Genomic DNA, 6,856 nt, shown 5'->3' on the forward strand with positions numbered 1-6,856 from the left:
TCTATGCGCACTTCTTTTCGGACGTACTGACCCAGGTACAGCAGCTTTCCCTCAACTAAATCACCTTTTTAAAAAATCGAACCCGCACCAAGGGATCAGTCTGCCCAAAAACAGGTGAATCCCCATTTTTTAAGCATCAACCAGACTCCTTCACCTATTCATCCATTTGAAATTCACGAAAATTTAAACCATCGTGATCAAAAGTTGAAAAACGAAATGATTTTAGTTAGCTATGAATAATTCAGGTTCTTTTTTATATAAAAAGGAGTTGGTAGTGGTGGAAAATTTATTAAAATGGCTTTTAACAGTAATAGGAGGTTTTGTTACGTTTTTATTTGGCGCATGGTCCATTGCTCTTAACATTTTAATCGTATTAGTTGTTTTTGATTATTTAACGGGTATGGTAGCAGGAGCTGTTAATGGCGAATTAAAAAGTCGTATTGGTTTAGTTGGCATCGCGCGTAAAGTGTTTATCTTTGTTATGGTAGCTGTTAGTCATATGGTGGACTTGCTGCTAATCGAAAATAAAATTGAAGTTGGATTTGCTGTTATGAGTATGGTGATTGTGGCTTATTGTTTAAATGAAATCTTATCAATTATTGAAAATGCTGGAAAAATGGGAATTTATATTCCAGATCCATTAACAAAAGCTATTGCAATTTTGAGAAATACATCAGATAAAGAACCTCGACCACCTGTATCTGTAAAAAAAGAAGAAGGTCAATAAGTCGCTGTTCACGCAGCGGCTTTTTATATAAAAAAGAGAGGATGATTTAAGATGAATTATAAATTTCAACAATTACCGCAGTTAGTTGATAAAAGAGGAAAGTTACCGAGTAAAGGATCATACGGAAAGCGAGCAAATGGGGTTAAATCCATTACAACTCGTGTGTGGCATCACTCTTTAACAAAATTATCTGCAGGTGGCTCGAACATTGTTTCCTTTGCTAACTTCCATGTAGGCACAAATGGTTGGCCCGAAATTGCATATCACCTAATCATTGATCCAAATACAATCATCAATGGAAAGGCTGCTATTTATTATTGTGTAGATATTAGTAAGCGTAGTTACCATGTTGGTAATAGTAATACAATTGGACTTGGTATTTGTGTTATTGGTGATTATCGTACAGATAAATTAAGTGCGGCTGCCATTGCATCCATTATTGACTTGCGTAATGCGTTAATTAAAGATGGAATCGGTAAATATGATAAGTCACACAATGAAATGCCGGGTTATAGTTGGAAAGCATGCTGCGTATATGACTATAACAAAGCATTTAAAGACATCTTAGAAACAATTGTGCCTCCAGCAAGTCAAAAACCATCATCTCCACCAGACTTATATACGATTCAAGAAGGAGATACTTTCTGGTCGATTGCGGAAAAAGATGGTCCAGCCGGCATTACAGTAAACGATTTAATCGCTGCTAATCCTAATGTGGATCCAACAAAATTAAAGGTTGGTCAAACGATTAAACTAGGAAAAGCTCAGTATACTTATACACCGAAACCAGATGAGCCTAAAAAGCCACAATCAGCTTATCGATACCCATTGCCTTTAGGTGTGCTTAAAAAGGGCGCACGTGGTGATTTGGTGCGTCAATTACAAGCAGCTTTAGCTGCTGTTCATTTTTATCCGAACAAAAATGCAAAAAACAATGGCGTCGATGGAATCTATGGTAATGACACAGCCGATGCAGTTAGGCGTTTCCAAAGTATTTACGTGCCAGGACAAATAGATGGCGTTTATGGGCCAAACACAAAAAATAAATTACAAGCTGTTCTAAAGTCTAAAGGGTATTAGTTTCATTACCTTCATAGCAGTCAACAAAATTGCAAACTCTTAGTTACTAATATTTAGTTGACTAACTACTTGTCTAAAAGCTCTAACATGTTTAAAATAAGGGTATTAAGGTTGCTTCTAGGACATTGAGTTCCTAGAAGCGTCTTTTCTAAACGTCTTTATGTTTTTTACATATGAATGTCATTAATGTACTTTTGGTGAATAAGCTATATTGGAGATGATGATAATGATAACACTAGAAGCATTGCAAATTAAAATAATTAAAGATATTGGTGAATTAAATAGTAAACGAACGGATATCTTACAGAAGATTCTATCAAAGTATTATACATACTTTGACAATGTGGAAGATACTTTAATATTTTATGAAACTGATGAAGAAGCTGACCAAAAAAACCAGGAACAGCAAGAGTTTACAGAAGGATTAATTATCACTTCTAATGATATAAATTTCCTATTATCAATGAAGGAACCGAAAATTCAAGTGCGAGATTTAGAAGCAATATTAAATGAAATATTTGAAACCTTATTATTAGAACCCAACGACCTACGAATAGTTAGTGAGATTATTCTAACTAAAGAAGTAGAAGGAGAGGCTTTAGCTACTTCTTTGAGACTTCTTCCGGAGAATTTAAAGGTTGATGATGTGCAAGGTGTTGGGATGAGATTACTAATTAATAATGATAAGTATCGAGGAGAACTCACCTTCGAACCTTTAATTAGAGAAAAGGATAATGAATTTTATATTAATTTTAAGCTAGGTATAAAAAATGAAGTTGAACTTAATGCTTTAACTGACGAGATAATCCAAATACAAGAAGAGGCTAAACAGCGAGCACAACAAGTTCTCCTTAATTAAAAATAACTATTAAGGATGAGTGTATATGAATAATTATAAAGAACTTTCACCCCAAGAAAAAGCTAAAATAATGTTACAAAACTTACAAAAATTAGGGGAGTTACCGTACTCTAATTATAAACCAGAAGAATCATATCAGATTTATGAGCAGTCGAGGGGGCAAAATCATAGTGGTAAATAAAAGTTCAATATTTTTAATAAAAAATAATGATGACAAAATTGTCTACCCTCGAAAAGCTTTTTTAGATACTAATGTTGCTTTAGATCTTTATTTGAATAGAGAGCATAAAAATGCGTGGCTACAGTTTATGTTTAATGCTACTACACATGGTACAGAATTTGTGTTTGACTTACATACTCTAAGAGAAGTTAGGAATGTATTAAACTATCAAGTTCATGATAAAAAAGCTGAGGAGTTAGGAATTGAAAAAAGGGGAAGAACCCCTAGATGGAAAGTATTAGAGAATAATCCCCGTTATAATTTTAGTGAAGAAGTTTCTAACCAAACAATGGAAGTGGAAACCATATTAAGACAAGCAGGTGTAACATTTGCTGAGGTTATAAATGGGTATAGTATGTATAAGTTGGAAAATTTGTATGCATCTACTTACGATTTAGGGCCAGGAGATGCTGCTATTGCTGCGACAATGGACTCTTTAGAAATCAACTCTATTTGTACTAATGATAGTGGTTTCTTTAAAACAGATGATTTTAATGTATATTCACCTACAGATAGAGCTTTTAAAGCATCTCAAAAAAGATCCAATAAAGTTAAAAAGTTTAAATCAATTTTAGATAAGAAATAACCCCACTACTCAATTGAGCGGTGGGTTATTTTTATAGGCTTAATTTATTTTTAATTATTCCAAAGTATATTCAACCTGTTGTGGCTCAGCGATTGTTTCGTAGGTGTCAGCATCATTTACACCATGAAATATTAATTTTACTTTATTAATATTACTGTCTTTTACAATAAATGCAGCTCCATAATCCTGCTGTACTTTGCCATAATAATGACTATCCGCATCATTAGACATGAAGTTTTTAGAGGTAACATCAATTTGTTGACCGTTTGATAACACAACTTTGTTTAAATCCATCCAATCAATATTTTTTTCTTCTAAATTCGTTCCATTATACAAAATTTGTATATAGTATGCGGTTTCATCTACAGTATCTTCAGCCATCCATTCTACATTTTCAATAAAATCTTCTGAAGCGTTGGTTAACTTAAATAACTTTATTGATTCGATTTCTACTTTAATAGGTAAAATATCCACAAATTCATTAACATTTTTAATTTTTAACAGTTCTAGTGTACCAATTTCAACATCAGCTTTCTGGCCGGGAACTGTAAATATAGTGTTACCATCTTCATTTTCTTCTGGTGAATCCTTTTCATTATTTACTGATTTCTGATCTGATTGTTTAGGAGCTTCTTCTTTAACCTCTGAAACTGTTTTTTCCGTTTCTCCTCCACAAGCTGTTAATAATAATGTCCCAATCATAGGTGCTACTAAATATTTTTTCATTCTTCACCTTTCCTTTCAAATAAGTCATATACATCACAATCCAATAATTCAGCCAACAACATAGCCTTATTAACTGGTGGGAACGATTCTCCTTTTCTCCAGGCTAACAATTGATTTTCTGAAATACTTAGCTTCTTTGCAATAAAACGTTTAGATCTTCCACTTTTTTCAATGTAAATATCAATGTTATTTCTCCATTCCATATCGCATCACCAGTGTATATCTTCTATACAAGGATATAGTTGTCCTCCAATTATAATTCGGATAACTGTAAAATTTTTAAAGTTTATTTTCAAAAAAAATTTGGAGGACAACTTTTTATGTACAAGTCCCACTAATATATTAGAGATATAAGCCGTTAAGGAATGCTTGATATATTAGCAAATATAGTAGCTGATATATTTCCACTAATATATTAATAGCCGTTTCAAGCCTATCTATTAAAGGATTCTTCTGTTTCTTAATAAGGGATTTTCTCTCACTTCTTTTTTCATCTTTTCGGCAAGCCAACCAAACTAATTTAGAGGTGATGACATGAGTGGTTTAATTATTGTGGGTGTCGTTGGAAGTACAATCATTGCTGCTTCGGTAGGTGAAAGTAAATTGCTGAAGGTAGGAAAGTATGTTGAGTCTGAAATGGTCCATAACCTTACTTGTTTTATCTTAGGTGTCATAACCGCAGGATCGTTTTTTTGGCTAATGTGGGACCTTGTCCAAAAATTTATTTGGGGGTTCATGTGATGATGAAGAAGTTATATCGAAAATATATTTATAAAGCGCGATTAAAGAACGCTTTTATCGTAGCTGACATTGTGTTGACGTTTAAAAAAGGGGACACGACCATTAAGCGATATCCATCAATTGCGGCGGCTTATGAACAAAAAGACTATTTGGAATATGTATTTTATCTTCCACAGGGGCTTAATCCAAAAGCGCTGCTGGATAAAGAGTATATTTTCAGTCAGATATTCGGGCACTCGTACGATTTAACAGGCAATGGATTGAAGTACAGTTTAAAGATTTTCACCAAGCAAGCTGATTCAATTAAGGTTTATAACGATGAAGATATCGAAGTGTGTTTAAAAGGTGGGCTCCCAATTGTAGCTGGGTATGACCATTTTAATAAACTTATCAGTTATAACATGGTTACGGATCCGCATTTATTGATTGCTGGAGAAACAGGTTCAGGTAAGTCCGTTATGCTGCGTGTTATTTTGACAACGCTGCTTATTCACAAACGGCACATGATTGAATTTTACCTTGCTGATATGAAGCGTACTGAGTTTCATTTATTCCGCAATTGTGAAGGTGTCCAACAGGTTATTACGGATAAAAAGAAACTCAAGAAAGCTGTATTAGCCATCCACAAGGAGTTAGAAGGGCGCGGTGATTTACTTGATGAACATGGACTAGAACATATTGACGAATACAATAAGCTAAAAGGAATTGAAAAGAAGAAGTATATTCTTCTTTGTATTGATGAAGTGGCGCTGCTGAGAAAAGAAGCTGTTATTATGGATAAAATCGAAGATATCAGTACACAAGGGCGAGCTTTAGGTATCTTTCTTATTTTATCCATGCAGCGTCCAGATGCCAAAATACTTGATGGACAACTAAAATCAAATCTAACTGTTCGTTATGCCTTTCGTCACGCGGATCTAATTAACTCCAATATCACATTAGGTAGTGGTAATAATGTCGATGCATCTAAGATTAACAAAGCTGAAAAGGGTAAATTCTATATGCGTCATGAAGTGATTAAGCAGCTGCAAGCACCCTATTTATCTCTGGAACATGCAAAGGAGCTGCTTGAACCGATTAAACAAGTCCCAATTGACTTGCCGCCTGAACCGATGTTTGAGGCTGAAATTACTGATTTTTCGATACCAGGTGAGGACCATGAATAGTCGCGATAAAGCAATTATTGAGAATCTAAAAAAATTCAGAGTGTTAAACCGTGACCAGTTGATAAAGCTGCACTTCATTCGCAATAGTACACCGCATGTTGTAGCAAACAGAGTATTGAAACGTTTGGTTGATAGCCGGCTCATTGAAGTGGATAAAACAACTCGTCCATATAACTATTTTCCAAGCCCTCGTTCCATTAAAAAAGATTCAACCAAAATCCCTCATTTCCGTGCGATTGCTGACTTTTACATCACTTTGTGTGCATACGAGATACCAAGCCAGTTTGAAGTAGAGTTCAAGCCTTTAGCCAAAGGCGGCATTGAACCAGATGTTTTCATGAAGTGGAAGGGCTTTGCGTTCTGTGTGGAAATCCAGCGCTCCATTTACTCCAAGAAACAAATGCAGAACAAGCATAAGCTTTACATGGAATACAAGGACTCCGGAGAATGGCAGCTTCATTCCAAACGGTTCCCGGCTATTTGGATTCTCACGGATAAATACTATGATGTAGACTTTCAACCACTCAATGCTGTTCAAACAAAAGATGTTGATGGCATATTCAAATATCTTAATTCTTAAAATAGAACAAGATATTTCATGACCACATTTTGACCACATTCTTTGCGAAAACGAGCGGTAATTTGTGAAAAAAGATTTCTTTAGATAATCAACAAACCTTGTTAAATCAAGCTACATGGACTACATGTGAAAGTATTTAATGAGAAAAAACTTATTCCGCACACAAGTTCA

General features: G+C 34.5%; 10 protein-coding genes. 8 read left to right on the plus strand and 2 right to left on the minus strand.

From position 1 onward, the window contains the following. The first annotated feature begins 277 nt into the window (after positions 1-277). From A2U94_RS19215 to A2U94_RS19230, 5 genes are all read left to right on the plus strand, one after another. The gene (locus A2U94_RS19215) at positions 278-727 is read left to right on the plus strand and encodes a phage holin family protein (RefSeq protein WP_062954765.1); all 450 of its coding nucleotides are present in this window, start codon (positions 278-280) and stop codon (positions 725-727) included. Positions 728-778: 51 nt separating this feature from the next. Further along, positions 779-1,807 (plus strand): peptidoglycan-binding protein, encoded by a 1,029-nt coding sequence (locus tag A2U94_RS22205; protein WP_062954767.1) that lies wholly within the window; start codon positions 779-781, stop codon positions 1,805-1,807. 226 nt (positions 1,808-2,033) lie between these two features. Beyond that, a complete protein-coding gene (locus A2U94_RS19225; protein WP_062954768.1) occupies positions 2,034-2,666 on the plus strand; it encodes a hypothetical protein in 633 nt (210 codons plus the stop codon). A 25-nt stretch (positions 2,667-2,691) separates the two neighbouring features. Then, complete coding sequence (locus A2U94_RS21370) at positions 2,692-2,847, plus strand: hypothetical protein (protein ID WP_156482302.1); 156 nt, start codon at positions 2,692-2,694, stop codon at positions 2,845-2,847. Beyond that, on the plus strand, positions 2,837-3,472 hold the full coding sequence (locus A2U94_RS19230; protein WP_062954769.1) for a type II toxin-antitoxin system VapC family toxin: 636 nt from the start codon (positions 2,837-2,839) through the stop codon (positions 3,470-3,472). Before A2U94_RS21370 ends, A2U94_RS19230 begins: the two co-directional genes overlap by 11 nt. Before the next feature lie 54 nt (positions 3,473-3,526). Here A2U94_RS19230 and A2U94_RS19235 read toward each other — a convergent pair whose 3' ends face one another. Then, positions 3,527-4,198, minus strand: coding sequence for a hypothetical protein (locus tag A2U94_RS19235; protein ID WP_062954770.1), 672 nt, complete (start codon positions 4,196-4,198; stop codon positions 3,527-3,529). Next, complete coding sequence (locus tag A2U94_RS19240; RefSeq protein ID WP_025907069.1) at positions 4,195-4,401, minus strand: helix-turn-helix domain-containing protein; 207 nt, start codon at positions 4,399-4,401, stop codon at positions 4,195-4,197. The genes A2U94_RS19235 and A2U94_RS19240 overlap by 4 nt, the downstream gene beginning before the upstream one ends. A 331-nt stretch (positions 4,402-4,732) precedes the next feature. On the opposite strand from A2U94_RS19240, the gene A2U94_RS19245 reads away from it, so the two are divergent. From A2U94_RS19245 to A2U94_RS19255, 3 genes are read left to right on the plus strand one after another with little or no spacing between them, the layout of a single operon-like run. Further along, positions 4,733-4,939 carry a hypothetical protein gene (locus A2U94_RS19245; protein ID WP_062954771.1) on the plus strand — a complete coding sequence of 69 codons (207 nt, stop codon included), beginning with the start codon at positions 4,733-4,735 and terminating at the stop codon, positions 4,937-4,939. Further along, positions 4,939-6,105, plus strand: coding sequence for an FtsK/SpoIIIE domain-containing protein (locus A2U94_RS19250; protein ID WP_025907067.1), 1,167 nt, complete (start codon positions 4,939-4,941; stop codon positions 6,103-6,105). The genes A2U94_RS19245 and A2U94_RS19250 overlap by 1 nt, the downstream gene beginning before the upstream one ends. Further along, entirely contained in the window at positions 6,098-6,685 is a 588-nt protein-coding gene (locus tag A2U94_RS19255) for a replication-relaxation family protein (RefSeq protein WP_062954772.1), read from the plus strand. The genes A2U94_RS19250 and A2U94_RS19255 overlap by 8 nt, the downstream gene beginning before the upstream one ends. Positions 6,686-6,856: the final 171 nt, after the last annotated feature.

The sequence above is a fragment of the Bacillus sp. VT 712 genome (assembly GCF_001614195.1).
In the GTDB taxonomy this organism is placed as follows: domain Bacteria; phylum Bacillota; class Bacilli; order Bacillales; family Bacillaceae_H; genus Priestia; species Priestia flexa.